Origin of the sequence: Planktotalea sp. (genome assembly GCF_018607995.1) — a bacterium.
GTDB lineage: Bacteria > Pseudomonadota > Alphaproteobacteria > Rhodobacterales > Rhodobacteraceae > Planktotalea.
In genome coordinates this window covers 475,017-497,478 of record NZ_JABBAL010000030.1, presented here as the reverse complement: position 1 = coordinate 497,478, position 22,462 = coordinate 475,017, and the positions used below count along the sequence as shown (strand labels likewise).

The window sequence follows — 22,462 nt, the reverse complement described above, 5'->3', positions numbered from 1 at the left end:
GAATTCCAGATTTTTAGCGACGTGGCCCTGATGGTTTACCATTTGAACGACTCGAAGGTTTGCCGCTTTTGCGATCAAGCGGTTTGCCAAAGCCTTTGCCGGATGGCTTGTCGCTCGACTTACCGCTAGGTCTGCCAGTGGCCTGCCCAGCGGCTTTGTCCGCCAAGGTTTTGCCCGATTTACCAACCGGTTTGTCACGCGCCATCGGATCGCTTGTCGCAAACTCATCTCTGCTGCGCATCGGACCTTTGTTTAAAGGCGGACGCTTGCCGCGTGTGACGTTTGGGCGACCTTTTTGAGCAGGCCTTGGCTTTGCACCCGGCGCTTCAAGATCTTCGTCGCTAAGACCAAGCTGGTCTTTCAATGTTTTTCGGCGCAATTCTTCGACGGCACTGATTTTTAGGTTACCCAATTGGAAAGGGCCGTAGCTCACGCGGATCAAACGGTTCACGTTGAGCTGGATCGCTTCCATCGCGCGGCGAATTTCACGGTTCTTACCTTCGCGGATACCCACGGTCAGCCACGCGTTCGCGCCTTGCTGGCGATCAATGGAGACCAGCATGGGTTGGAAGATCTCGCCCTGCAGGTTGAGTCCTTTGCGCAGAGGCTCAAATGTCTCTTCCGTCGGGCGTCCATTAATGCGGACACGGTATTTGCGCAGCCAGCCCGTGGAGGGCAGCTCTAACTTGCGTTTGAGACCGCCATCGTTTGTCAGCAGCAAAAGACCCTCGGAATTAAGGTCAAGCCGACCAACGCTCATTACGCGCGGCATGTCTTCAGGCAGATCATCAAAGATCGTCTTGCGACCTTTTTCATCGCTGTCCGTCGTCACAAGGCCCGTCGGCTTGTGATACATCCACACGCGTGGCGGTTCAGGCGCGGCCATAGGTTTGCCATCCACAGAGATGCGCGCATTCGGCAAAACATTGAGGGCGGGGCTGTCGATGATCTTGCCATCCACGGCGATGCGACCCGCCTCGATCATGCGTTCCGCTTCGCGGCGTGAGGCAACGCCTGCACGGGCCAAGACTTTTGCGATGCGATCGCCTTTGGGTGTTTCTGTATTCATGAGGGTGCTTTAGGGTATTGGAACGCTTAGTGAAAGAGAGATGGGCGCGTTTGATGCAATTCACATCCTTTATGGAAGCGGCTCTGTACGAGGCGCGCTTGGCTGAAGCCGCAGGTGAAGTGCCTGTGGGGGCTGTTATCGTTAAGGATGGGGTGATCATCGGTCGGGGTCGCAATGCGACGCGCACGGGGTGTGATCCATCAGCGCATGCGGAGATTTTGGCGATCCGCGAGGCCTGTGCGGTGCTGGGGCAAGATCGTCTTATTGATTGCGATTTATACGTGACATTAGAGCCGTGTGCGATGTGTGCAGGTGCGATTGCGCATGCAAGGATTGCGCGGCTTTATTACGGGGCAAGCGATCCGAAATCAGGTGGGGTCACTGTGGGCGCGCGCGTGTTTGATCACGCGCAATCGCATCATCGTCCCGAGGTCTATGATGGAATTGGAGCGGATGAATCCGGAGCGTTGCTGCGCGCGTTTTTTATAGGGAAACGTCATTAGGAAAGGTGCGCGATTTTTCGTTTAAAAACTGGATCCCGCCCCGCAGTGTCGTTTTTTTACGCTTGCGAGAGCCATGTTTTGGGTTAAGCGTTAGGTATGAAAACGCCATTGATCGATAATCTGCAATACGCCAACTGGTCCGAAACCATCTTCCACCAAATGCGCGCGGGGGGAGTGGACGCGGTTCACGTCACCATAGCCTATCACGAGAGCTTTCGTGAAATGGTGCTGAACCTAGAAAGTTTTAACCGCTGGTTTGAACGGTTCCCCGAGATCATTTTCAAAGGCACCAGCGCTGCCGATGTGCGATTGGCGCAGGAAACGGGGCGCACTGCGATCTTCTTTGGCTTCCAGAATCCTAGCCCGATTGAAGACGATATAGGCCTTGTCGAAATCTGCCATCAGCTTGGCGTTCGCTTTATGCAGCTCACGTATAACAACCAATCCCTACTGGCGACGGGCTGTTATGAGGACGATGACACCGGCCTCACGCGCATGGGCAAGCAGGTTGTGCAAGAGATGAACCGTGTCGGCATGGTCGTGGATATGTCCCACTCTGCGGATCGCTCCACTCTAGAGGCGATTGATCATTCCAGAAGACCGATCGCAATCACCCATGCGAACCCCCATTGGTGGCATCCCGCATTGCGCAACAAATCCGATGAGGTGCTCAAAGCGTTGACGGGCAGGGGCGGTATACTTGGCTTTTCAGTCTATCCGCATCACCTAAAAGACGGGTCCGCGTGTACCTTACAAAGCTTTTGCGAAATGGTGGCAGAAGCCGCGTCGCGCTATGGGGCAGAGCATCTCGGGATCGGCACGGATCTGTGTCAGGATCAACCCGACAGCATTGTTGAGTGGATGCGTGTTGGTCGTTGGAGCAAGGTGATTGACTACGGCGAAGGCAGTGCGAACGACGCAGGCTTTCCGCCGATGCCGAACTGGTTCAATGACAATCGCGACTTTGGCAAAATATCCCAGGGTTTGCTTGATGTTGGCTTTAGCAAAATGGAGATGGACGGGATCATGGGTGGCAATTGGTATGATTTCTATGACGCCTCCTTCGGTGCCGTGAAGTGAGCGCGCCTGAGTACGACATTGTCCCACAAGCGGAACTGCGCCCGCCAAGCACGGTGATGCGATTGCGCCGGATGGGAGCAATGTTTCCGACGCGGCTTTCTTTTTTGCGCACTTTATTGCGTGATCTTGCGCGCGAGACTGTGCAGGTCCAGCGCCCCGTTTGGCATATGAATGCGGAGGGGTTTGGCCATGCGGTCTATTCCGTACGCCTTGGGGGATATGATTATTCGCTTGTCGCAATCTCAACCGATTTACCGCCAGAGCTGCGTACGGATCGCGTTATCGCGACCGCGTGGGATTCGGCCTATGTACTTTATGATGGCATCCCGAATGCGGATGAAATCGCGCGTATTGTCAAATCAGCACCCAAGCAGGAAGCAGCGCGCTTTACGTCGAAAGATCTGGTGCTCAGTCGGGCCAATAAATCAGTGCGCTTGTTCCAACATGTTACAGATGCGCTACGCGCTGGAACGCAGCCGGATGAGAAAATGGTGCGTGATGTGGGCTATTTGATGCGCACAACGGCGGTTTATGGCAATGGCAAATTCGGTATCGCAGATCGTGCGCACATCGCAGCGCGACCCTGTCTTGGTGGGCCGTTTGCGGCGGAAATGCTGACGGTTTGGCTTATTCGCGGTTTTACTCATGATCTGGCAGAACATGTGGGTGGCGCACCGCTTGACTCGAAGTTGAAACGCCATCTTGGAATTGGAAATTCTACGGGGCTTGGCATGGCACCGTTTTTGGTAAGCCATCCGCGGCTGTTGGATAGCTGGATGCAAGTGCGCGAAACCGGGTTGGCGCGGATCGCGGCATTGCCTGTCCTGAGCCCATCGGAACAAGCGCAGATTCAAACTCTCGCAGCACGGGCGGGGCGACATTTACTTGAATGGACTGTGCCGGACCAGATCGCTGCGGATCGTATTACACAGCTCCGTAAAGACTGGCCAGAGGTGCGAGCGTTCCTATCGTCGACGCTGTCTGCCGCCAACCCAATCGCTGCGATTTTGAATTCGTCCGAACATTGGTTTGAAGACACTCAGGAGCTCTTGATTGCGCTTTTGTTGGAGCCTTTTGGCGTTCTGATTGATGGTTTGACCGATTGCATGGCCAATCCTTATGTGGCGGAGCTTGATCCTGCGATGCAGATCTCCGATCTGCGAGATCTTATTGCGCGCGATTGGGCATGGGCATGTGATCTTGATTACAACAGCGCAGCGGAATCCGCGCAATTCTGGTATGTTTCAGAAGCAAAACAAGAACCCCGACTTGGCATGCGCTATGAAGAAGACGGCGCAGATTTGGAAAGCCCGCTTGATATAGCCCGCCAGGTTGCGCGTTTATCGCAGGCTTTGGAGAGCGAAGTTGGGATTGTCGCTGAGCTGTTAATGGAAAGGCCCGACCTGCGCTTTGCTACCCGCCGCGTGCAAACCCTGGCTATCGCGCCTTATGGCGAAATACGAGACAATATGATTGCGGAGCGCTGTTTGCCCATCGATATGTTGCGGTGCAAATTGTCATTCTTTGGAGCGGCCAAGTTTGATCCTAAATCCGATCGCTGGACCCGCATCACGCTCTGCCAAGGCGCACCGTTGTTTGATGAATTAGACCGTGCTGATGATTGGTGGTTGCCGTGTTTCGGGGAGTAAGTGATGCGCTCTGCCAATGAAATCTCCGGTATGGTTCTTAAAGCCGCGCGGGGGACAGGGATGTCGATTGGTTGCGCAGAAGAGCTTGGCCGCGCAGCGCCTGCTTTGGCCGCGCAGGGCGCGTTGGACTGCGTTAATGATCTGTTAAAACAGCCGTTTGATGTGCCTCAGCTGGTAAATGGCTCCGTCTGTGACGGGCATGCGGTGCTAGCGGTGCTCGCTTGGCGAGATTTGAAAGCGGCTGGTGTCGATGCTACGCTTGCCTGTGAGGTGCCGCAGGTGTTGTTTGACGCGCTGTGTGCGCATACCTTAATCTGTGGGCCTTTCGAGGTGAATGAGCAGGTTTGGGATCAACTTTCTAATTTTGCTGCAAAGACTTTGGTGCCCGAGAGCGATGCATCGCGTCTAGCGGGGGCGGGTGCAGGATTGACGGACAACGACTGATTTTTAATTTGATGTTGCTGGGGCGCTGCCCCTTTCATCAATGATGGACTTATCGAGGTGTTTTGGAACCAAAGAAGTCTAAACAGGGGCGCTTTTAAAGACGTCTTCGGGATAGGTAACATTTGCGAGGTAGAGGCCATGGGGCGGGCTGACCGGGCCGCAGGCTTGACGGTCTTGGGATTCTAGTGCGGTTTTTACGTCATCGGGTGTCCAAGCACCTGAACCAACCCTTTCCAGGGTGCCCACAAAGCTACGGACTTGATTGTGTAAGAACGAGCGTGCGCGCACAGTGAAGCGGACTTCGGGGCCTGAGGGGCCGTCGATTTGTCTGACTTCGAGCTCGTTGAGGGTTTTAAGCGGGCTTTGAGCTTGGCAAATTGAGGAGCGAAAAGTTGTGAAATCGTGCATGCCCAGCAAATGCTGTGCGCCTTCTCGCATCGCCTCAACGTCCAAGAGGCGCGGGACCTGCCAAACGAGACCCGCATCATGGGTCGCAGGAGGGCGGCGCATCAACAGGCGGAATTCATAGCGGCGCTCTAGCGCAGAAAAGCGAGCGTGCCAGTCATCGTTGACCTCTACACAAGCCACAATTGAAATCGGGTCAGGCTTAAGGTGGTAATTTATCGCCCCCGATAACTTGAACGGATCCCAGTCTTTCGCCAAGTCGCAATGCGCCACTTGCCCCCACGCATGTACCCCCGCATCTGTGCGACCCGCTGCGCCAATCGTGTGGCTGCCGGGTTCGAGTTTTGCCAGCGCCGCCTCGATCTGGCCCTGCACGCTGACGTGCGTCTTCTGCCTTTGCCAGCCAACAAAGGGCGCGCCGTGGTATTCAACTTTGAGTGCATATCTGGGCATGGCGTTGCTCTTAGCGCCCAAGGGGGCCTGCGGCAATGCTTTTCCCCTCTGGTAACGGGCAGGGTGCGCCCTTATCCTTTAAGCATTGATATGAATTTCGAGGCAGCACCAGTGGTCATTTCTACCCGTGCAGACGGGATCATTCGCACCATCGAGGGCGCGCGCGACACGGTAAACGAAGCGTTGTTCGAACCTGTGATCCGTTTGGGTGTCACCGGCTTGGCGCGCTCTGGCAAGACTGTGTTTATCACGTCTTTGGTGGCGAATCTTTTGGACCAGGGTCGTATGGCGCAGCTTCGTGCGGCGGTAGAGGGGCGCATTGTGGCGGCCTACCTGCAGCCGCAGCCGGACGACACTGTCCCTCGTTTTGAATATGAAGCGCATCTTGGCGCACTCACGGCGCAAAAGCCGCATTAGCCCGACAGCACACGTGCGATTTCAGAGCTACGGGTGTAGTTGAAAGTGCAGCCCAACGGGTTGTTGGGTGGTTTGCAAGGACCGCGCACTGTGCATCTGGATATTGTGGACTAACCCGGCGAATGGCTGCTAGATCTCGCGCTGCGTAGTGATATCGACAGTTTTTGGGGGCTCTCGCTTGCGGGCTCCATCTTGCTGATCTCGATGGGCGCGCAGCTGTATCGCTGGCGCAAGGGGGTGCGCTTTGCATGGGTGCGCGTGCCATTGGCGAGCTTGCTTGGCGTGCTCGGTTTTGGTGTTTTGTTCATTGCGCTGGTAGGCATGGCTCCAATTACGAGCTGGGGCGTGCGCGACATTGCGGGGCCTTTGTTGCTCGACACGATAGCGATTGCCTATTTGGTGCCCGCGGGCGTGCTTGCAGTGCTGGTATGGAAGCTTGATCATATCTACAGATACCTGCGTGCAACGTTTGCGGGCCTCAGTGCTCTCATGGGTGTTGTCTATATGGCCATAGAAATCAGGCGCTTCTGGAAAGGGGATGCAATCGCCAGCAATGCTGTAAGTCAAGGCGAGCTTTACAGCTACACGATTGCGATGACGCTGGGAGCGGTGGGTTTGTTGTTGTTCGCCTTCGCACGTCGCTCTGATTTGTTGCGCAAACTGGCAATGGTGGGAATTGCGGTGACTATTGCCAAAGTCTTCTTGATTGACATGAGTGGGTTAAACGGGTTGGTGCGCGTCGCGTCTTTCCTTGGCCTTGGATTGGCGCTAACGGGGCTCGCTTGGCTTAATCGCGCGATGAGCGCACGTTGGAATCCTGAAGATTCCTAACAAGAAGAAAACGCAAATGAGGTGGGGCCGTCTACTTCAACTTGATAAAGTGCGATCCCGTTGCGGAGCCTTTGGTCCGTTGCGAGTTCATCTGCAATTTGCGCGGGGCGGTTTTTTCTTCACGGGCAGAGCTGGTTGCTTTGCATCCGACCCAAACGCCTGCAATTTGGACTGAGTCTCGAACACAACTGTCTTCGGCTTGCTGCTTTGTTTGACGAACCTGTGGTGCTGCTTCGTCCTTCACAAAGTGGTTTTGATACAAACGGTTGACCCCGGGCAATGCTATGCATCCGAGACCTGCGAGGACGTATAAAAGGCCCTTGTTAAACATCATCATCACCAAAAACGCCGGAAACCAAAATTAAACTCAACCTTTAGTGGAGTGTGATTGTGATTTGGTCGTGATAAAATTGTGGTGGAATGGGGGCGATGGTGCTCTGGACGCGGCAGGCATGCAGCCCTATAACGGCATCAAGATGAGCCTGATATACGCGATCATTATTCGAATTATCAGCCCGGCGCTCTGAGTGTGAGCCGCCGGGATAAGGCTTATGAGGACGACCCGCGCCGCCTCTCAATTCTCTATAAATATTTCGTTCCAAAGGACGCCCGATATGTGTGCTGACACACCTGAAAATACTGTTGACTACAAAGACACATTGAACCTGCCCAAAACCGATTTTCCGATGCGCGCCGGATTGCCCAAGCGCGAGCCTGAATGGCTTGAACGCTGGGAAAAGATGGGGGTTTATGACCGCCTTCGCGCGAAAGAGGGCCGCACGCCCTTTACGCTGCACGACGGCCCGCCTTATGCGAACGGGCATCTCCATATCGGTCACGCGTTGAACAAAACGATCAAGGATATGATCGTGCGTTCGCACCAAATGATGGGCTTTGACGCGCGTTATGTGCCCGGTTGGGATTGCCACGGTCTGCCGATTGAGTGGAAGATCGAAGAGCAATATCGCAGAAAGGGCAAGAACAAAGACGAAGTGGATATCGTTGATTTCCGTCAGGAATGCCGCAAATTTGCCGAAGGTTGGGTAGATATCCAGCGCGAGGAATTCAAGCGCCTCGGGATCACGGGCAACTGGCCTGATCCCTACCTGACGATGGATTTCCACGCCGAAGCGGTGATCGCGGCGGAGTTCCAGAAGTTCCTGATGAATGGAACTTTGTATCAAGGCTCCAAGCCTGTGATGTGGTCACCTGTTGAACAGACAGCGCTGGCCGAGGCGGAGGTCGAGTATCACGACAAGGAAAGCTTTACGATCTGGGTGAAGTTTCAAGTAACAGGCACGGGTGATGCGACGCTTGACGCGGCGAAAGTGGTGATCTGGACGACAACGCCTTGGACAATCCCGAGCAACAAAGCCGTCGTGTACGGGGCTGAGATTTCCTACGGTCTTTATGAAGTCACCTCGACGCCAGAAGAATGCTGGTTGAATGCAGGCGACACTTATTTGCTGGCAGATAACCTTGCCGCGGACGTATTCAGACGTGCGCGTTTAGAAGAGGGGATGTACAACCGCAAAGCCGATGTCACGAATACGCAGCTAAAGACGATTTCGCTCATGCACCCGCTCTTTGAAGCAGAAGGCGGCAACGGCGAATGGGATGACATCCGTGATTTCCGCCCCGCTGACTTTGTGACCGATACCGAAGGCACGGGTTTTGTGCACTGCGCGCCCTCCCACGGTATGGAAGAATTCGAGCTGTACCGCGACCTTGGCATGCTTGAGCAAGTCATCACGTACAACATCATGGATGATGGCCGTTTCCGCGCGGATCTACCTTTCTTTGGGGGCAAAGCGATCCTCAAGCCCAACGGCAAAGAGGGCAATGCGAATACGGCGATCATCGATAAGCTGGTCGAAGTTGGCGGCCTTTTGGCGCGCGGCAAGGTCAAGCATAGCTATCCGCATTCCTGGCGCTCGAAAGCGCCGATCATCTACCGCAACACGCCGCAATGGTTCGCAGCTGTGGATCGCGCGGTGGACGACGGGCTGGACACCCATGGCACGACGATCCGTGAGCGTGCACTGACCTCTATTGACGAACTGGTGAAATGGACGCCACAGACGGGGCGTAACCGCCTTTATTCCATGATCGAAGCGCGCCCTGATTGGGTGCTCTCTCGGCAACGTGCTTGGGGTGTGCCGCTGACGGTGTTCACAAGCAAAGGCCTGTTGCCGACCGATCCTGAATTCCTTTTGCGCAATGACGAAGTGAACACGCGCATCACAGAAGCGTTTGAGACTGAGGGTGCAGATGCGTGGTACAAGGATGGCGCGAAGGCACGGTTCTTGGATGGCATTGTGAACGCGGATGATTACGATCAAGTGTTCGATGTTTTGGACGTTTGGTTCGATTCTGGCTCCACGCACTCTTTCGTTCTACGCGACCGTCCTGATGGTACGGAAGATGGCATCGCGGACGTCTACATGGAAGGCACAGACCAGCATCGTGGTTGGTTCCATTCCTCGCTTTTGCAGGCTTGCGGCACGCTGGGACGCGCACCGTACCGCAATGTTGTGACACACGGATTTACGCTGGACGAAAAGGGCATGAAGATGTCCAAATCGCTGGGCAACACGATCGTGCCGGAGACTGTTGTCAAGCAATATGGCGCGGATATTCTGCGCCTTTGGGTGGCGCAGGTGGATTACACATCCGATCAGCGCATCGGTCCTGAAATCCTAAAAGGTGTGGCAGATAGCTATCGCCGCTTGCGCAACACCATGCGCTTTATGCTGGGGTCTTTGAACGACTTTAGTGAAGCAGATCGCGTAGACCCAGAGGATATGCCAGAGCTGGAACGTTGGGTGCTGCATCGCCTGTCCGAACTCGATGAGACGGTCCAAGCGGGCTACAAAGCCTTTGATTTCCAAGGAGTTTTCTCTGCAGTCTTCAATTTTGCGACAGTTGAATTATCGTCCTTCTATTTCGATATCCGCAAAGATGCGCTCTATTGTGATGGCGACACTGCGCGCCGTCGCGCTTCGCGCACGCTTCTTGATTTGTTGTACACGCGCTTGACCACATGGCTTGCACCAGTGTTGGTTTTCACGATGGAAGAGGTCTGGTTGGAACGTTTCGGCGGAGATGAAAGCTCTGTCCATTTGGAGGATTTCGTCGAAACACCGTCCGCGTGGCGCGATGATGCATTGGCGGCCAAATGGGCGTCCATTCGCCAAGCACGCCGTGTTGTGACAGCGGCCTTGGAAGTCCAGCGCACTGAGAAAGTCATCGGCGCATCGCTGGAAGCGGCACCCACCGTCTATATCGCAGATGCAGAGCTGCTAGAAGCCCTAGACAGCGTGCCCTTTGACGATATCAGCATCACATCCGCGATCACAGTTTCGGGCGAGGCGGCCCCGGAAGGAGCGTTCACAGTGCCGGATGTTAGCGGTGTTGCCGTGGCTTTCGCCAAGGCAGAGGGCGAGAAATGCCAGCGTTGCTGGAAAATCTTGCCAGATGTAGGCACTCACGCGCACGAAGGTGTGTGCAGACGCTGCACAGAAGCATTGGATGGCTAAACGACGATGACGCATATATGAGCGCATTCACATTCTTCGCGGTTCTTGCGGCTGCTTTGCTGCATGTCTGCTGGAATGCGCTCATCAAAAATTCGGTGAGCAAGCTCACCTCGATGCTGATCATGACCCTTGTGCAAGGCGGCTTGGGCGCGGTGATTGCGCTCACGCAACAATTTCCCGAGGCGTCAGTTTGGTTCCCATGGCTCTTGGCCTCAGGTGCGTTTCATTCCGCATATAAACTGTTTCTGGTTTACGCCTATGAGCAGGGCGATCTCAGCCGTGTTTATCCAATAGCACGCGGTGGTGCGCCTATGTTGGTGCTTGTTATCAGCGTTTCTGTGTTGACGGATCCCCTTGGCATCAAGGAGTTTCTCGGGGTGCTCGCCCTCGGCATTGGCATCTTGCTGATGGCGCGCGGTGTTTTTGCCAACGGGGAATCGCGGCGTTTGGTGCCGTTCGCGCTTGGTTCGGCTTTGATGACCGCAGGGTATTCGATTGCAGACGGGCTGGGTGCGCGGATCTCGGGCGATACCGTCATGTATGTGGCGTGGTTGTTTATATTGGACGCGGTGTTCTTCACGCCGATCTGTCTGGCCTTGCGCGGGCGTGCTGTGTTGCGCGCAGAGCAGCGCGATTGGGCCCTTGGCAGTGTCGCGGCCGCTGCGTCTTATGGGGCTTACGCGATTGTAGTTTGGGCCATGACACAAGCTCCGATTGCTTTGGTCACCGCATTACGCGAAACATCTATCTTATTCGCGGTGCTCATCGGGTGGTTGGTGATGGGTGACAGCATGGATCGGAGCAAAGGCTTTGCCGCAGCTTTGATCGTTCTCGGCGTTGTCCTTACGCGGATTTAGCCGGAGTAATTTGCTGAGCAATCCCTGCGAACAGCAGATAGACCGATGTCACAACAAGACCCCAATGCGCCCAACTTTGCGGGTAGAAATCGACCCAAGCGGCCCAGCCTGCAAAGAATGTCCACGCCAGTGCAATAGGCAGCGACAGGGTGCGCCAGCGCTCTGTGCGCACAGGGTGGATGAACTTCAAAGGTAAGAACATCGCAAGTGCAAGTGCGGCAACGAGGGCGAGCGAGATCCAGAAATTTGGCTCAATCGCGAAGATTACGATGATCAACATGTTCCAACAACCGGGAAAGCCAGAAAAGGAATTATCTTTTTTTTTCATGCGATTGTCGGCGAAATACATGGCCGATGCGAAGGTGATCACGATGATCGCAAACCAGCCGGTCCAACCCGGAAGCAGTCCCGACTTGAAAAGCGCGAAGGCGGGTATGAAGACGTAAGTGAGGTAGTCGATGATCAGATCAAGCAGCACGCCATCAAATTGTGGGGCATATTGTTTGACATCATATTTGCGGGCAAGCGGGCCGTCGATCCCATCGACTGCGAAGGCGACGACGAGCCAGAGAAACATCATGTCCCATTTGGCCTCCACTGCGGCGAGCATCGCGAGCATCGCGAAAACAGCCCCAGTGGCGGTGAGAAGGTGGACGGCGAGGGCGCGGTTTTGTGGTGTCATAACGGGCGTCATGGCCTATTTTTACCGCGGGCGCAAATTGCTTCTAGTAAGGATGCCACCGGCGGCGATATTTTTTAGAGATGGGAAGCGTTCAGGCTTTGGGATGCGCGCGCTCATAGACTTCCATGAGACGGGCGGTGTCGACGGCGGTGTAGGCTTGTGTTGTGGATAGAGATGAATGGCCAAGAAGTTCCTGGATGGAGCGTAAGTCGCCTCCTGCACTCAGTAAATGGGTCGCAAAACTATGGCGCATCGCATGTGGTGTTGCGGTTGCGGGCAAGCCGAGTTGCATACGCGCTTTTGCCATCACGCTTTGAACGGCACGTGGATTGAGAGCACCACCGCGAATGCCGCGAAACAGCGGGGCGTTCGGTTCCAGCGGGTAAGGGCAAATATTGAGGTAAGCTTTAATCGCCTCGCGTGCAGCTGGTAGGACAGGGACCACGCGTTCTTTCCCACCTTTGCCTAAAATGCGCAAAGCGGTGGGCAGCGGCACATCTGCACCTGTGAGACCCAGGGCTTCGGAAATCCGCAAGCCGCAGCCGTATAACAACGTCAGCACAGCGCTATCGCGTGCGGCAACCCATGTGTGAACGGTTTGATATTCCACTGTTTCGATCATCGCCTTGGCAGCTTCAACAGCTAATGGACGTGGGAGTTTCTTTTGAAATTTAGGGGCGCGGATGGTGAGAACGGCTGTGGGTTCAAACCCTTCGCGTTCCGCGAGCCAGCGATAGAAGTTTTTCACTGACGATAGTTTACGTGCGAGCGAACGCGCCCCCACATCATCCCCGCGCGTTTGCGCCATCCAAGCGCGCATATCGCGAGTGGTGATGCGTGCAAGCGCAGCGAGGCCCTGAGGCTCGCGCTTGTAGCTGGTCATAAAGCTGATGAAGTCGGCGGTATCCGCGCTATAGGCTTTGATAGTGTTTTCCGACGCGCCTTTGAGGGATTTTTGCGTTTCTAACCAATGTGCTAACGCGTCGCGTGCTTGTGGGGAGATTAGGCTCACGACAGCCAGCGGCGCATTGCACGCTCAAATACGCCCCCAAAGAAGGCCAAAAGATCAGAGCCTTGTTGCGGCGTGAATTGATGCGGATCTTCCGCGCCCATAACCAACATGCCGGGTAGGCGGCCCTCGCCAAAATCAAGGGTCAGGCAAGCCTCTGAGCGGACCCATCCAGCAGCGTCGCCGTAAATCGCGCTATCACCTTCAGATAACTGGCGCAGTGTCACGTTGCGCGAGGGGCGATCAGGATGGCCACCTAGGTAGGTTGAAATAAAGCCGGGTTCGGCGACGCACAGCACATCGGAAAGTTTGCTAACCGCTGGCTCATCTTCGGCCTGCACAGATTCAAGAACGAGGCGAATGCAATCGACACGCAGGATCTCAGCGACTTCACCGCCAAGATCCTTGAGGAAGCTTTCAAAATCAACTGGATCGAGCATGCGCAGAATGGCGCGGTGCACTTGGTTCGTGCCAGCAAGGTTTTCATACGCGGCGCCAATGACGGAGCGATGCGTGTCTTCAAGCCGATCAAGCCGCGCCTCAAGACGCTCCATCACGATGCCACGCAGATCGACTATGTTGCCGCCCATTGCGCGTTCATTGGCTTCGATCAAGGCCTTCATCAAATCCTTATCTTCAAGGATGAGGTCAGGCCGTGTGATGATCCGCTCACGCAGATCATCGGTCATTTTTGCGGTGGTGTTCATGCTGCTCTCGTACTTTTTTCTTTTGCCTATAGCACAAGAGCTGAAAAATCAGAGAATATTCTGACCTGTCTTTGCCCAATCAGCCATGAACTGTGCCAGACCTGCATCGGTCAACGGGTGATCGGCGAGCTTTTTGATCACTACGGGGGGCGCTGTGATGACATCTGCGCCAATCAATGCGGAGTCGAGCACGTGGTTCACTGTGCGGATAGAGGCCACGAGGATTTCCGTATCAAATGCGTAGTTGTCATAGATCGTGCGGATATCGTTGATCAAATCCATGCCGTCGATGTTTATGTCGTCTAGACGACCCACGAAAGGCGAAATGAACGTTGCACCAGCTTTCGCGGCCAAAAGCGCTTGGTTCGCGGAGAAGCAGAGCGTGACATTGACCATTGTGCCCTCTGACGAGAGCGTTTTGCAGGTTTGCAGGCCAGCCCATGTGAGCGGCACTTTGACTGTGATGTTCTCTGCTATTTTCGCGAGCTTGCGACCTTCTGCGATCATCTCATCCGCTTCGGTGGCGACAACTTCGGCAGATACAGGGCCATCAACCAAAGCGGCGATCTCTTTGGTGACTTCAAGAATATCGCGGCCGGATTTCATGATAAGTGATGGGTTGGTTGTGACGCCATCCACCATGCCAAGGTCATTAAGTTCGGCGATTTGATCGATTTCGGCGGTGTCTACGAAAAATTTCATGTTGTGCATCCTATGAGAGGGGTTGGCGTCGGTTGGGGGAGGCTTTACCTCATGGGGGTATGAGCGAAAACCCCCCAATACGCGATGACGCACAAGAGTTCTTTGATGAAGGGCAACTTGTGGGTGTGTGGACCACGCAACCTTTGGGGCGTCGTTTGGATTATAAAGGACCCGAAGGCGGGTGTTGGATCGGCGCATTCGTCGAGGTGCCGTTGGGCCCGCGTAAAGTGATGGGAGTTGTGTGGGGACCGGGCAAGGGCGATTGGGATTATGCGAAAACGCGCAAGGTGATCCGCGTGTTGGACGTGCCGCCGATGCGTGCAGAATTGCGCGAATTTCTGGAGAAAGCGGGTGCCTATACGCTCACGGACATGGAAAGCATGTTGCGCCTTGGCGTACGCGCACCGGGTCTAGGCGATCCGCCTTCAATGCGTAAGATTTACCGCAAAGGCGAAGTAGAACCTGATCGGATGACCGAAGCGCGCGGGCGCATTTTAGATGCTTTGGATGAATATGGCGATCTGTCCTTCACCTTGAAAGAGCTCAGTGAAACTGCGGGGGTCACGTCGTCGGTGGTGAAAGGCTTGGTGAAGTTAGGCGCTGTGTCAGAACAGGACACGCCGCGTGATTTGCCTTTTGCGCGCCTTGACCCGTCCTTACCGGGCAAGGAACTTGCCCCCGATCAAGCAGAGGCAGCAGAGCAACTCAAAGCAGGGGTTCGCTCTGGGGCTTACGGAACGACTTTGCTGCGCGGGGTCACCGGGTCGGGCAAGACCGAAGTCTATCTCGAAGCCGTCGCAGAGTGCTTGCGAAAAGGTCGGCAAGCTTTGGTGCTGCTGCCTGAGATCGCCTTAACGGCAGAGTTTCTCACCCGTGTGTTGGAGCGATTTGGCGCAAAGCCCGCAGAATGGCATTCGGGTGTGACCATGACAGAGCGGCGGCGCACATGGAAGATGGTCGGCCAAGGAGGGGCGCAATTGGTAGTTGGTGCGCGATCAGCGCTGTTCTTACCGTTTCGTGAACTGGGCTTGATCGTGGTCGATGAAGAGCATGACACGTCCTACAAGCAAGAAGACGGTGTGCTTTATAATGCGCGTGATATGACGGTATTGCGCGCCTCGATCTGCTCCGCTCAGGTTATTTTGGCTAGTGCGACGCCAAGCTTGGAGAGTTGGGCGAATGCGGAGGCGGGAAAATACACACGCATTGATTTGACCTCGCGCTATGGTGACGCAGTGATGCCGGATATGCGCGCGATTGATATGCGCGGCGTGAAACTGGCGGGGAACCGCTGGATTTCGCCTGTGCTCAAGGCGGAAGTGGAGGCGCGGGTGGCCTCAGGTGAGCAAGCGCTTTTGTTTATCAACCGTCGCGGCTATGCGCCGGTGACGATTTGTCGGGCCTGCGGTCATCAGATTGGATGCGATCACTGTGATGCGCGTATGGTGGAGCATCGTTTTCAAAAGCGATTAGTGTGCCATCAATGCGGGGAAAGCAAAGCACTGCACGAGATTTGTCCATCCTGTGAGGCAGAGGATAGTCTCGCCGCCGTTGGACCCGGTGTTGAGCGTCTGGCCGAAGAAGCGGCTGAGCTTTTTCCCGAGGCACGTATCTCGACGTTGAGCTCGGACATGTATGGATCCGCGCGTGCCTTGAAAGCCGAGATTGTGGGGATCGCCGAAGGGGCAGCGGACATTATCATCGGCACGCAATTGGTTGCGAAAGGGCACAATTTCCCATTGCTCACATTGGTCGGTGTGATTGATGCGGATCTGGGTCTTCAAGGATCTGATTTGCGCGCGGCGGAACGAACCTTTCAATTGATGCGCCAAGTCGCTGGGCGCTCAGGACGATCAGAGAAAAAGGGCACGGCTTTGATGCAAACCTATCAGCCCGAACATCCCGTGATCCGCGCGATCTTAGCAGGGGACGAAAATGCGTTTTGGACCGCAGAGGCGGGGGAACGGCGCATGGCGGGCGTGCCGCCTTACGGGCGTTTGGCGGGGATCATTTTGTCTTCAACCGATCTTCAAGAAGTGTTTGATTTTGGCGGTGAGTTGGCGCGCCTTGATGGACCACTTCGCCAAATTGATGCGCAGGTCTTTGGACCTGCACCGGCACCTATTGCGCGGGTGCGTGGCCGACATCGCGTCCGTTTGTTGGTGAAAGCAGATAAGAACGCACCGTTGCAGCGCGCGCTGAAAGCGTGGATCAAGCAAGTTAAGGTGCCAACACACTTGCGTTTGAGCATCGATATTGATCCACAAAGCTTTTACTAACCAAATGGCCCAAGTATGGGCGAAAATTGCAAAGCCAGCTCTGCAAAATTTCGTTAAATATTCGCTTGGTGTTAAGATTAACTTATTTATAATGATATGAGTGGGTGCCCCGATATTGTCGGGGGGCAGTTATCAATAGAAGCTGGGATGACTTGCGATATCTGCTCGCTTTGGAACGGACGGGATCCTCTCAGGCTGCGGCAGATTTACTTCGCACAAGTGCGACAACAGTCTCGCGCAAGATTTCGGCTATTTCGGAACGGCTCAATGAAAAAGTGGTTGTAAAAACCAATAATCAATGGGTTTTGACGCCGGTTGGGCGTCGGCTTTTTGACATTGGTGTTAAACTTGAGAGGTCGATTGCTGACTTGGGGGATTGGTACATTTCTGGAGAGCATGCAGGCTAAATTATGATTACGAGTTTGGATTTTATTAACCGAACAATTCTTTTCCCGCGGTTACATGACTTTCATACGAATTACCCTGAGATCAAATTGAATTTACATAGTTCAAATGCCAACTTGAGTTTAGCGTTCGGTGAAGCCGATGTTGCAATTCGTCTTGCGCGTCCGACGTCAGGCCGACTTCATGCTAAAAAGCTATCTGATCTGAAATATTCGTTTTTTTGCCCTGAAGGCGGCAAAGCAACCGAATGGATTGGGCGTGAAGAAAAGCTTGAGTGGCTTCCTGAATTGAAAATGGCCAATGACTAATTCAAGACGCCACCGATCTTACGCGTGACTGATCAAAAAGCTGCTCTTGATGCTTGTAAAAAAATGAAGGTTGCGTCGGTTTTCCCTGAAATGATGACTAGTAACGACACTGATTTGGTCCGGATACCGGAAACCCAACGACCGTCTGCGAAGCTTGGCTGGTTACACATGAGAGTCGTTTGAAAAATCCAAATCTCAAGGTCGCGAAACAATGGATTGAAGCGTGTTTCGTGGATTTTTTATGCGCGCAAAAAAAAGACTCAATAGATTGCGACGCGGCGCGTGTTATCAGTAAGAAGTTTGATTAAAACGCTGTGCCTAGGCCCTGTAAAACCTGAGGGGCTTCGTGTTCGAACGGATGATTTGTGCTTTGGCCTCTAAATCAAGCTGCACTGTCTTCGCCCACCATCCTGAGCTTTTGCCATCAGGAAACAGCTTCGGCGATAGATGGATTTTTACGGTTTCGACAATCTCGTTGAAGGTGGAGCCCGGCGCTGAATCTGGCAAGGCTTTCAAAATTGCGTCGTGCATATCTTGGTATTTGTCTGCGCGCACTTGAACAAGTTGATCCGGTGCATTGATGTTTTCGACGGTAATTTTCTCTTGTGTCATGAGAAAAGAATACCATTCGATTTGGTTTTGGATAGGCTGGGGTAGCGCAAATGCCGCTCGCTAATCGGTAAAAAGAGGCATATGGGTCCGCTATGAACTCAATCACCCTTCTCGACGCGCAAAAAATGCCGCTTTGGCGCAGGCCGATTGCGCTCTTGTTTGCGATGGCGATTGCGATGCCGCTTGCCTTTGCCACGTGGTCAGCTTTGCTGAACAACTTCGTGATTGATGTCGCAAATTTCGACGGATCCGATATCGGCTGGCTGCATTCCATCCGCGAGATCCCCGGGTTTTTCGCAGTCGGCGTGATCGCGATCATCATGTTCATGCGCGAGCAGGTGCTGGGTTTGGTTTCGCTTATCTTGCTTGGTGTCGCTACTGCAGTCACGGCCTGGTTTCCGAGCATGGGAGGAATCTTAACGATCACCATGCTCAGTTCCATCGGGTATCACTACTACGAAACCGTCAACCAATCGCTGCAATTACAATGGATAGACAAAGCACGCGCACCACAAATGCTGGGGTGGTTGCTTGCTGCTGGCTCTGGCGCAACCCTGTTGGCCTATGGCCTCATCGTGCTGACTTGGGAAGCGCTCGATCTGAGCTATAATCTCGTCTACTTGGTATCTGGCGGGCTCACGGCCATCATCGCATTCGCCTGTTTCGTGATCTACCCACAATTTGATGCACCGCACCCGCAGCTCAAAAAGATGGTCCTGCGAAAGCGATATTGGCTCTACTATGCGCTGCAATTCATGGCCGGCGCGCGCCGTCAAATCTTTATGGTTTTCGCGGGCTTCATGATGGTGGAGCGCTTTGGCTTTGAGGTGCATGAAATCACCGCGCTTTACCTTATCAATCTTGTTATCAACATCTTCGCCGCCCCAATTATGGGGCGCGCGGTGGCGCATTTTGGCGAGCGCAACACGCTTTTGTTTGAATACATGGGGCTTGCGCTGGTCTTTCTGGCCTATGGCGGCATCTATTGGTTCGGCTGGGGCGTCCTCCTGGCAGCGGCGCTTTACGTGATCGATCATATCTTCTTCGCGTTGGCGCTGGCTTTGAAGACCTATTTCCAAAAGATCGCGGATCCGCAAGATATCGCGCCCACGGCGGCGGTGGCTTTCACGATCAATCATATCGCGGCAGTCTTCTTGCCTGTGGTCTTGGGGTATCTTTGGCTGACTTCACCCTCAGCCGTCTTTGTGGTCGCCACCCTTATGGCGCTGACCTCTTTTGCCCTTGCACTGTTGATCCCGCGTCACCCCACACCCGGAAACGAGACGAGGTTTAGCGCGCTTAAACCCCAGCCCGCAGAATAGATCCAAAAGGACGACCCATGACCACATTCTCCGCATTGACCACAGTTCTCGGCAAAGAGGGCGCAGACCGTTTGGGCGAGGCCATGGAACGCCTGATCCCCGAACCCACAGGGGTCGGCGTGTTTGAAGTGGAAGACGGTTCGGGCCTTTGGGAAGTCGGCGGGTATTTCATCGATGCCCCAGACATTGGTGGATTGGATCTGCTGGCTGCGGCATTTAACGCCAAGCCATTCGTTGTCTCCGAAATCCCAGAGACCGATTGGGTCGCGCATGTGCGCCGCGAACTTGCCCCCGTGGAAGCAGGTCGCTTTTTCGTGTACGGCAGCCATGACGCAGATCAAGTGCCTGACGAGTGTGAGCCGCTTTTGATTGAGGCAGCGATGGCCTTTGGCACGGGGCACCATGGCACCACACTTGGCTGTTTGCGCGCGCTTGATCGTCTTGCAAATGAAGGATTTTTCGGCAAATCAGTCGCCGATATCGGATGCGGCACGGCTGTGCTTGCGATGGGAGCCGCGCGTATCTGGACTGGAGACGTGATCGCGAGCGATATCGATGAAGTCGCGGTAGATGTGGCACGCGTCAATGTCTCGGCGAACAAACTCGAAGGGCGCGTTCATTGTGTAGAGGCTGCGGGTTTTGACAATCCAGAGCTGAGCGCCGCAGGTCCGTTTGATCTGATATTCGCCAATATCCTAAAAGGGCCGTTAATTATGCTTGCCCCTGAAATGTGCGCGAATCTAGAGCGGGATGGCTATTTGATTCTCTCGGGTTTGCTCAATGAACAAGCCGACGAAATAATTGAAGTTTATGCACGATCTGGTGCCAATCTTGTACATCACGAGGTGATTGGTGAATGGTCTTCACTTACACTTCGCAAAGAAGGCTAAATTCAATAGCAATTGGGCTAACTTTGTCGCAATTTCCCAGAAATTGCCATATTATCTAGATAAATCCCATGTGAGTTGGTGGGGGCCAAATCAACGGAGACTGTCATGGGTTTTTCCCATCTCCAGCAAAATCATTCTTTGTGCTTTTGTCCGAGCAAGAAAGTCGGGCGACAGCGCGATATATGACGCTCGTCGATAAGAACGGCATTATCCAAGTTGTGCCGCGCCCAAAAGCGCTCAAAGCTTTCTTTTGTCATTCTAATTGATCGCCTTCTTCGTTGTATTTATCATGCTTTTCATAGCACTGGCCTTGCTGAGTGTTAAAGTAAACCCATATGAAGTAGAGTGTTTGGCATTGTCAGAAGGTAATGTGTTTGAACAAGCTGGGGCTTTCGTGCTTTGGATCAATCCTGCGACAGAAGCCATTTCTTCCTATCTAACGCCTTACCTAAAATAGGGGTTTGTCGCCGAATGAGAGGGTGTGCTGAAGAAATCAGCACCCAACGCAATCAGAAAAGCCGCTGCATTGGAATGCAGCGGCTTTTAGCGTCTTCAAAATCTTGCGTGTGATTATCCGCGGTATGTGCCAGCAACCACACTTTCGATATCGCTACTGCACAGGCCGATGTCTTCCAGCTCGCGTCTGGACAGTTGGTTTAACGCTTTGCGTGTTTGGCGCTCATCATTCCATGTGGAGAATACCGCGAAAATATTAACGAGCGCGGATGCCCCACCGTTGGAGACGTATGCGGAGCGCGTGTTGTCGATAACAGCCATGATCGTATTCCTTCTTGCGGGCCGCCCTCAGGCTGGCCAATGTTTCATTCTGCGGCCCGTCTAGAAGGGTCGCCTTAAACAAACAAGCGTTCGAATTGCAAGGAAGCTATGATATTGCTGCATGGCAGAAAGTGACGCCAAAGCTCTTAAAGATAAACCAAATTGAGTATGCAAAGGTATGAGTTTATGCGCCTGCGAAGACGTTTTTGGACTGTCTGCAAAAGGGCGATGTGGCTTTGAGCTTACTGGTGGATAAATCCGACATATTCGGATTAACCTTTCCTTTTGTTCGCGTTTCGTGCTACCGCAACAAAAAAACAACAGGTAGCACAGTGGGTGCGAGCAGTATGCGCGTTTTGGGAATTGATCCGGGCCTTCGAAACATGGGTTGGGGCGTGATCGAGGTGGATGGCAGTCGTATGCGTCACCTTGGCAATGGTGTGTGCAAGTCTGAGGGCAAGGACTTAGGGTTGCGTTTGCTATCCTTGCATCGTCAGTTGACGGACGTTTTGCGTGAATTCCAACCGACCACGGCGGCAGTTGAACAGACATTTGTGAATAAGGATGGGGCAGGGACGCTCAAACTTGGTCAAGCTCGGGGTATTGCGTTGTTAGTGCCCGCGCAGGCAGGGCTCAAGATTGGTGAATACGCCCCGAATAAGGTGAAGAAGACTGTTGTGGGCGTAGGTCACGCGGCGAAAGAGCAAGTGCAACACATGGTGAAGCTACAATTGCATGGCGTTGTGCTGAATGGTCCTGATGCAGCAGATGCACTTGCTATTGCGATGTGTCATGCCCACTACACGCGCTCCACCAGCGTGTGGGAAAAAGCAAAAGAGGCGGTGAACGGATGATTGGCAAACTTTCAGGACGCATAGACTACCGCGCGGCGGATCATGTGATGATCGATGTGCGCGGTGTTGGCTATATGGTCTATTGCTCTGATCGCACCTTGGTGGGGCTGCCTGGAGCGGGCGAAGTCGTCTCTTTATATACCGACCTTTTGGTGCGCGAAGATCTTTTGCAACTTTTCGGCTTCACCACATTAGTTGAAAAAGAGTGGCACCGCCTGTTGATGAGCGTGCAGGGCATTGGTGCAAAGGCTTCTCTGGCGATCTTAGGCGCATTGGGGGCAGACGGGGTCAGCCGCGCGATTGCTTTGGCAGATGTGACAGCGATCAAAGCGGCAAAAGGCGTCGGCCCCAAGACTGCTCAAAGGGTTGTGATTGAACTAAAGGACAAAGCGCCCGGCGTGATGGCCATGGGCGCTGGAGCTCTCGCAACGGCCATGGGCGAGGTGCCCGCAGCCGATGAATTCGACGTCATTGAAACACCCGCTGTCAAAGTGTCAGCGCCAAGCGCGAGCGCTCAGGCAGAAGCCTTGTCCGCACTGAGCAACCTTGGCTACGCGCCGTCCGAGGCTGCAAGCGCTGTGGCAGAAGCCGCAGGTACCGATCCTGAGGCGACAACGTCGGTTTTGATCCGCGTAGCACTGAAGCTGCTTGCACCGAAAGGCTAGGCG

The 22,462-nt window shown here is 54.2% G+C and carries 22 protein-coding genes and 1 pseudogene; 15 read left to right on the top strand and 8 right to left on the bottom strand.

What is annotated here, in order from left to right:
- Positions 1-13 precede the first annotated feature (13 nt).
- Entirely contained in the window at positions 14-1,069 is a 1,056-nt protein-coding gene (locus tag QZ280_RS13755) for a pseudouridine synthase (RefSeq protein ID WP_293445130.1), read from the bottom strand.
- A 53-nt stretch (positions 1,070-1,122) separates the two neighbouring features.
- Here QZ280_RS13755 and QZ280_RS13750 point away from each other — a divergent pair, with 53 nt between their 5' ends.
- From QZ280_RS13750 to QZ280_RS13735, 4 genes are all read left to right on the top strand, one after another.
- Positions 1,123-1,572 (top strand): nucleoside deaminase, encoded by a 450-nt coding sequence (locus tag QZ280_RS13750; protein ID WP_293445128.1) that lies wholly within the window; start codon positions 1,123-1,125, stop codon positions 1,570-1,572.
- A gap of 96 nt (positions 1,573-1,668) precedes the next feature.
- Positions 1,669-2,652, top strand: a complete 984-nt coding sequence (locus QZ280_RS13745; RefSeq protein ID WP_293445126.1) for a membrane dipeptidase — start codon at positions 1,669-1,671, stop codon at positions 2,650-2,652.
- Complete coding sequence (locus QZ280_RS13740; RefSeq protein WP_293445124.1) at positions 2,649-4,301, top strand: hypothetical protein; 1,653 nt, start codon at positions 2,649-2,651, stop codon at positions 4,299-4,301. The genes QZ280_RS13745 and QZ280_RS13740 overlap by 4 nt, the downstream gene beginning before the upstream one ends.
- Positions 4,302-4,304: 3 nt before the next feature.
- Positions 4,305-4,745, top strand: a complete 441-nt coding sequence (locus tag QZ280_RS13735; protein ID WP_293445122.1) for a DUF3726 domain-containing protein — start codon at positions 4,305-4,307, stop codon at positions 4,743-4,745.
- Between the two features lie 78 nt (positions 4,746-4,823).
- Here the strand turns inward: QZ280_RS13735 and truA are convergent, their stop codons facing one another.
- Entirely contained in the window at positions 4,824-5,603 is a 780-nt protein-coding gene (gene truA / locus QZ280_RS13730; protein WP_293445120.1) for a tRNA pseudouridine(38-40) synthase TruA, read from the bottom strand.
- Positions 5,604-5,714: 111 nt separating this feature from the next.
- On the opposite strand from truA, the pseudogene QZ280_RS13725 reads away from it, so the two are divergent.
- The 4 genes and pseudogenes from QZ280_RS13725 to QZ280_RS13710 all read left to right on the top strand — a co-directional run.
- Positions 5,715-6,131 (top strand): annotated as a pseudogene (locus QZ280_RS13725) (YcjX family protein); the annotation flags it as partial.
- 15 nt (positions 6,132-6,146) lie between these two features.
- Entirely contained in the window at positions 6,147-6,851 is a 705-nt protein-coding gene (locus QZ280_RS13720) for a DUF2339 domain-containing protein (protein WP_365734752.1), read from the top strand.
- A gap of 614 nt (positions 6,852-7,465) precedes the next feature.
- Entirely contained in the window at positions 7,466-10,390 is a 2,925-nt protein-coding gene (gene ileS / locus QZ280_RS13715) for an isoleucine--tRNA ligase (protein ID WP_293445118.1), read from the top strand.
- Between the two features lie 17 nt (positions 10,391-10,407).
- Positions 10,408-11,247, top strand: coding sequence for a DMT family transporter (locus QZ280_RS13710; protein ID WP_293445116.1), 840 nt, complete (start codon positions 10,408-10,410; stop codon positions 11,245-11,247).
- Here the strand turns inward: QZ280_RS13710 and QZ280_RS13705 are convergent.
- The 4 genes from QZ280_RS13705 to fsa all read right to left on the bottom strand — a co-directional run bounded on the left by QZ280_RS13705 (position 11,234) and on the right by fsa (position 14,347).
- Positions 11,234-11,929 carry a CDP-alcohol phosphatidyltransferase family protein gene (locus tag QZ280_RS13705; protein ID WP_293445114.1) on the bottom strand — a complete coding sequence of 232 codons (696 nt, stop codon included), beginning with the start codon at positions 11,927-11,929 and terminating at the stop codon, positions 11,234-11,236. The genes QZ280_RS13710 and QZ280_RS13705 overlap by 14 nt on opposite strands.
- A gap of 91 nt (positions 11,930-12,020) precedes the next feature.
- Complete coding sequence (locus tag QZ280_RS13700; RefSeq protein WP_293445112.1) at positions 12,021-12,941, bottom strand: tyrosine recombinase XerC; 921 nt, start codon at positions 12,939-12,941, stop codon at positions 12,021-12,023.
- A complete protein-coding gene (locus QZ280_RS13695) occupies positions 12,938-13,645 on the bottom strand; it encodes a DUF484 family protein (protein ID WP_293445110.1) in 708 nt (235 codons plus the stop codon). Before QZ280_RS13695 ends, QZ280_RS13700 begins: the two co-directional genes overlap by 4 nt.
- Before the next feature lie 48 nt (positions 13,646-13,693).
- Positions 13,694-14,347: a fructose-6-phosphate aldolase gene (gene fsa, locus QZ280_RS13690; RefSeq protein WP_293445108.1), complete on the bottom strand. Its 654-nt coding sequence runs from the start codon at positions 14,345-14,347 to the stop codon at positions 13,694-13,696.
- Positions 14,348-14,406: 59 nt separating this feature from the next.
- On the opposite strand from fsa, the gene QZ280_RS13685 reads away from it, so the two are divergent.
- The 3 genes from QZ280_RS13685 to QZ280_RS13680 all read left to right on the top strand — a co-directional run bounded on the left by QZ280_RS13685 (position 14,407) and on the right by QZ280_RS13680 (position 17,339).
- Positions 14,407-16,626 (top strand): primosomal protein N', encoded by a 2,220-nt coding sequence (locus QZ280_RS13685; RefSeq protein WP_293445106.1) that lies wholly within the window; start codon positions 14,407-14,409, stop codon positions 16,624-16,626.
- 104 nt (positions 16,627-16,730) lie between these two features.
- Positions 16,731-17,033, top strand: a complete 303-nt coding sequence (locus QZ280_RS16460) for a LysR family transcriptional regulator (RefSeq protein ID WP_365734728.1) — start codon at positions 16,731-16,733, stop codon at positions 17,031-17,033.
- Positions 17,034-17,048: 15 nt separating this feature from the next.
- Entirely contained in the window at positions 17,049-17,339 is a 291-nt protein-coding gene (locus tag QZ280_RS13680; protein ID WP_293445104.1) for a LysR substrate-binding domain-containing protein, read from the top strand.
- A gap of 318 nt (positions 17,340-17,657) precedes the next feature.
- Here QZ280_RS13680 and QZ280_RS13675 read toward each other — a convergent pair whose 3' ends face one another.
- On the bottom strand, positions 17,658-17,951 hold the full coding sequence (locus QZ280_RS13675; protein WP_293445102.1) for a hypothetical protein: 294 nt from the start codon (positions 17,949-17,951) through the stop codon (positions 17,658-17,660).
- Positions 17,952-18,043: 92 nt separating this feature from the next.
- Here QZ280_RS13675 and QZ280_RS13670 point away from each other — a divergent pair, with 92 nt between their 5' ends.
- Together QZ280_RS13670 and QZ280_RS13665 are read left to right on the top strand one after the other, a co-directional pair.
- Positions 18,044-19,273 (top strand): MFS transporter, encoded by a 1,230-nt coding sequence (locus QZ280_RS13670; RefSeq protein ID WP_293445100.1) that lies wholly within the window; start codon positions 18,044-18,046, stop codon positions 19,271-19,273.
- A 17-nt stretch (positions 19,274-19,290) separates the two neighbouring features.
- Positions 19,291-20,163, top strand: coding sequence for a 50S ribosomal protein L11 methyltransferase (locus QZ280_RS13665; RefSeq protein WP_293445098.1), 873 nt, complete (start codon positions 19,291-19,293; stop codon positions 20,161-20,163).
- A 570-nt stretch (positions 20,164-20,733) separates the two neighbouring features.
- Here the strand turns inward: QZ280_RS13665 and QZ280_RS13660 are convergent.
- Positions 20,734-20,940: a DUF1127 domain-containing protein gene (locus QZ280_RS13660; protein WP_293445096.1), complete on the bottom strand. Its 207-nt coding sequence runs from the start codon at positions 20,938-20,940 to the stop codon at positions 20,734-20,736.
- Positions 20,941-21,287: 347 nt separating this feature from the next.
- On the opposite strand from QZ280_RS13660, the gene ruvC reads away from it, so the two are divergent.
- Both ruvC and ruvA read left to right on the top strand, forming a co-directional pair.
- Positions 21,288-21,794: a crossover junction endodeoxyribonuclease RuvC gene (gene ruvC / locus QZ280_RS13655; RefSeq protein WP_293445094.1), complete on the top strand. Its 507-nt coding sequence runs from the start codon at positions 21,288-21,290 to the stop codon at positions 21,792-21,794.
- Positions 21,791-22,459, top strand: a complete 669-nt coding sequence (gene ruvA, locus QZ280_RS13650) for a Holliday junction branch migration protein RuvA (RefSeq protein WP_293445092.1) — start codon at positions 21,791-21,793, stop codon at positions 22,457-22,459. The genes ruvC and ruvA overlap by 4 nt, the downstream gene beginning before the upstream one ends.
- The last annotated feature ends 3 nt before the right edge of the window (positions 22,460-22,462 follow it).

Bases quoted from the DNA above. Each gene is read 5' to 3' on its own strand.
- QZ280_RS13755 (WP_293445130.1), bottom strand. From the start codon at position 1,069: ATGAATACAGAAACACCCAAAGGCGATCGCATCGCAAAAGTCTTGGCC.
- QZ280_RS13750 (WP_293445128.1), top strand. From the start codon at position 1,123: ATGCAATTCACATCCTTTATGGAAGCGGCTCTGTACGAGGCGCGCTTG.
- QZ280_RS13745 (WP_293445126.1), top strand. From the start codon at position 1,669: ATGAAAACGCCATTGATCGATAATCTGCAATACGCCAACTGGTCCGAA.
- QZ280_RS13735 (WP_293445122.1), top strand. From the start codon at position 4,305: ATGCGCTCTGCCAATGAAATCTCCGGTATGGTTCTTAAAGCCGCGCGG.
- truA (WP_293445120.1), bottom strand. From the start codon at position 5,603: ATGCCCAGATATGCACTCAAAGTTGAATACCACGGCGCGCCCTTTGTT.
- ileS (WP_293445118.1), top strand. From the start codon at position 7,466: ATGTGTGCTGACACACCTGAAAATACTGTTGACTACAAAGACACATTG.
- QZ280_RS13710 (WP_293445116.1), top strand. From the start codon at position 10,408: ATGAGCGCATTCACATTCTTCGCGGTTCTTGCGGCTGCTTTGCTGCAT.
- QZ280_RS13705 (WP_293445114.1), bottom strand. From the start codon at position 11,929: ATGACACCACAAAACCGCGCCCTCGCCGTCCACCTTCTCACCGCCACT.
- QZ280_RS13695 (WP_293445110.1), bottom strand. From the start codon at position 13,645: ATGAACACCACCGCAAAAATGACCGATGATCTGCGTGAGCGGATCATC.
- fsa (WP_293445108.1), bottom strand. From the start codon at position 14,347: ATGAAATTTTTCGTAGACACCGCCGAAATCGATCAAATCGCCGAACTT.
- QZ280_RS13685 (WP_293445106.1), top strand. From the start codon at position 14,407: ATGAGCGAAAACCCCCCAATACGCGATGACGCACAAGAGTTCTTTGAT.
- QZ280_RS13675 (WP_293445102.1), bottom strand. From the start codon at position 17,951: ATGACACAAGAGAAAATTACCGTCGAAAACATCAATGCACCGGATCAA.
- QZ280_RS13670 (WP_293445100.1), top strand. From the start codon at position 18,044: ATGAACTCAATCACCCTTCTCGACGCGCAAAAAATGCCGCTTTGGCGC.
- QZ280_RS13665 (WP_293445098.1), top strand. From the start codon at position 19,291: ATGACCACATTCTCCGCATTGACCACAGTTCTCGGCAAAGAGGGCGCA.
- QZ280_RS13660 (WP_293445096.1), bottom strand. From the start codon at position 20,940: ATGGCTGTTATCGACAACACGCGCTCCGCATACGTCTCCAACGGTGGG.
- ruvC (WP_293445094.1), top strand. From the start codon at position 21,288: ATGCGCGTTTTGGGAATTGATCCGGGCCTTCGAAACATGGGTTGGGGC.
- ruvA (WP_293445092.1), top strand. From the start codon at position 21,791: ATGATTGGCAAACTTTCAGGACGCATAGACTACCGCGCGGCGGATCAT.